Origin of the sequence: Actinoplanes sp. NPDC051633 (genome assembly GCF_040681735.1) — a bacterium.
In the GTDB taxonomy this organism is placed as follows: Bacteria; Actinomycetota; Actinomycetes; order Mycobacteriales; family Micromonosporaceae; genus Actinoplanes.
This window is the reverse complement of record NZ_JBFAZH010001038.1, coordinates 1-2,747: the sequence shown is the minus strand read 5'-3', so window position 1 is coordinate 2,747 and position 2,747 is coordinate 1. Positions and strand designations below refer to the sequence as shown.

General features: G+C 71.1%; 2 protein-coding genes and 2 pseudogenes. 1 reads left to right on the top strand and 3 read right to left on the bottom strand.

Annotation, left to right across the window (positions count from 1 at the left end; all coding sequences use genetic code 11):
* A pseudogene (locus tag AB0M20_RS36505) lies at nt 1-78 on the top strand (23S rRNA (adenine(2058)-N(6))-methyltransferase Erm(B)); the annotation flags it as partial.
* A 131-nt stretch (nt 79-209) separates the two neighbouring features.
* Here the strand turns inward: AB0M20_RS36505 and AB0M20_RS36500 are convergent.
* From AB0M20_RS36500 to AB0M20_RS36490, 3 genes and pseudogenes are all read right to left on the bottom strand, one after another.
* Nucleotides 210-326 (bottom strand): annotated as a pseudogene (locus AB0M20_RS36500) (hypothetical protein); the annotation flags it as partial.
* A gap of 259 nt (nt 327-585) precedes the next feature.
* A complete protein-coding gene (locus AB0M20_RS36495; protein WP_364305232.1) occupies nt 586-1,716 on the bottom strand; it encodes a glycosyltransferase 87 family protein in 1,131 nt (376 codons plus the stop codon).
* Between the two features lie 68 nt (nt 1,717-1,784).
* Nucleotides 1,785-2,747: hypothetical protein (locus AB0M20_RS36490; protein WP_364305231.1), on the bottom strand; the 963-nt coding region annotated here is incomplete at its 5' end.

Below are 2,747 nucleotides of genomic sequence, written 5' to 3'. Positions count from 1 at the left end.
ATATCACACAAAGATAAACAGAAGTATAATTATTTCGTTATGAAATGGGTTAACAAAGAATACAAGAAAATATTTACCGCGCTGTCGTAGTTGCTGTTGGAGTAGCAGTTCGTGTCGGCGGCGATCACCAGGTCACCGACCACCACGAGGCGCGCGCGGAGGGCGCTGAAGTTGGTGTTGATCCACAGGCGCTTGCCGGTCTTCACGTCGTAGGCGGCCACCCCGCCGTCGTGCAGGAACACCCGCCCGTCGACCACGACCGGCGCGACGGGTGCCGGGCCGCATCCCGGGTCGCCCGGACCCGTGGTGGCGCTCCACCGCTGCATGAGCTTCTTGATGGTGCCCGCGTTGACGACCGACTCGGCGGGGTTGTAGCCGGTGTTCCCGGGCCCGTAGCCGTCGTGCGTCCACGTGGTCGGCGGCCCGGCCGCGCCCGCCGTCCCGGCGCCGCCCGCCAGCACCGTGGCGGCCAGCGCGACCGTGACCATCAGCTTCCGAACCCGTTGCATGCCCTACCCCCGTCGTCTCGTCAGGGAGAGTCTTCCGGGGCCGAGCTCCACAACAGCGCAGCAACACGGACAAAAGTCATAAAGTCGCACGCACCATGCCGGCGGAGAGAGACGCCTCGACGCCTGTCCGGCGGAGGGGCAGCCTCCAGACCAGGACGACCGTCATGAGGACGAAGGTGTTGGCCGCCAGGAACGCGACCGCCCCGGCCTCGCCGGGATCGAACCACCAGATCGGCGACAGGACGCAGAGCACGTAGCAGGTCGCGGCCGTGACCAGCTGGTGCGGCCGGTGCGATCTGGCGAGCAGGACGAGGGCGACCGGCAGGAAGACCAGATGATGCGTCCAGGCGACCGGGGTGACCAGGTTCGCGGTGAGCCCCACCAGCGTCAGCGCCGCGGCGTGGTCCCCGTACCCGTGGGCTTGTGCGGCCCGGCTCAAACCCACCAGGACCGCCGCCGCCGACAGCGCCAACCACCCCAGGGTGGGCGTGGTGTGGTCCTCGGACAACCGGGCGAGGAGCCCGGCGAGCGACTGGTTGGCGATGGCGTCCGCCGCGCCGACCCGCTCGGTGTGCCACATCAGATCGCCGAAATAGCGCATCGTTTCGCGCGGTGCGATCAGGAAGGTGCCCGCGGTGAGCACCGCGACGGTGTATGCGGCGGTGCCGGCGGCCCGCCACTGCCGCGTGACGAGCAGATGGACGATGAACAGTCCGGGGGTGAGCTTGATGGCGGTCGCGATGCCGACGCCGACGCCCGTCCACCGCGAGCCCGCCCGGCCGAGCACCGCCAGATCGAGCACCACGAGCCCGAACAACACCAGATTGACCTGTCCGAGGCCGAGCGTCTGACGCACCGGTTCGGTGGCGAGCACCACCACGAAGAGCAGCACCGCGTGCCGGCGATGGCCGTCCAACACCCGCAGGCCCAGCGCGAGCGCCAGGAGGCTCAACGCCACGATCAGCCAGCCGGCCACGCCGGCCGGGACGAGCGCAGTGGGCGTCAGCACGAGCGCTGCGAACGGCGGGTACGTGAAGCCGAGCAGCCCCTGCACCGGCGCCTGATAGGAGTAGAGGTCGCCGCCGGCCATCCACCAGCGGACGGCACCCTGATAGATGGCCATGTCGAAGAAGCGGTAGTGCCGGTCGAAGACGACCGCGACGAGCAGGAGCAGTCCACTGGAGAGGATCAGTCGTCGGCTGGTCACAGTGCACCCCTCGGGCAGCGTCGGATGGCCGTGCGGCGCTGAGCGCCGCCGGTTGCGGGACGTGATGGCTACGGGGTGTTGCTGCGGACGACCTCGGTGACCGCGGTGCTGTACTGCACCACCCCGGGGGTGAGCGTCCGGTTGGCCGGGCCCGGACGCCGCACGACGGCCTGGGTGAAGCCGATCTGGTCGGATCCCTGGCGCAGGAAGATCTGCCAGTCGATGAGCCCGTAGCGGCGGGTCTCGCCGGTATAGGCCAGCCCGGTCGCGGGCCGTCCCAGCGGGTCGGTGGCGGTGTCCAGGGTCCGCACCCGGTTGAGGCTCGCCAGGGTGCGGAAGATCTTCGCCCGGTCCGCCCCGCTGAGCGAGTTCGTGAAGGTGTCCAGCAGCCGGGTGCACTCGCGGAAGAGCCACCCCTGGTCGTCGGCGGGACGGAAGCCGTCGCCGGCGGTGCGGTCGATCATCGCGGCGGCGGCCTCGGCCGGGTCGTCCGGCAGCTCCCCCACCTCGCCGTCGAACTCCGGATCGTCGGCCAGGTCGGGTGACAGGCCGTCACCGGGCTTCGGCTCGGCCGGGCCGGGCGAGCCGTCACGGCGATAGGCCGCCTCGTCGGCCGCCGTCAGCGGCCGTACGCTCGCGCCCCGCTCCCCGATGGACAGCCAGCCCTCGCCGGGACGCCCGTCGGCCGGCTGCACGCCGTGCACCGAGTCGACCCTGATCACGTCGTACCCGCCGGCCGAGGCGACGTGGACGACCCGTCCGGCCGTACCCGTGAAGTGCAGGAACTGGCCCTCCTCGCGGTCCTTCCCGGCCAGGCCGGCCGCCGCGGTGAAGACCGCCGACGGCGCCGCGACCACCCTGCCCGGCGGCGGCGTCACGGACTCCGGCCGGGTGGTCAGCACCGCGGCCGCTCCCCCGCCGCCGAGCAGGGCCAACGCGCCCGCGGCGAGGACGACCCGCCGGGCACGGTGGTGGCGCCGCGGCGGCTCGGCCGGTGGCTGCGCCAGCACTCCGCGGAGGCAGAACAAGGC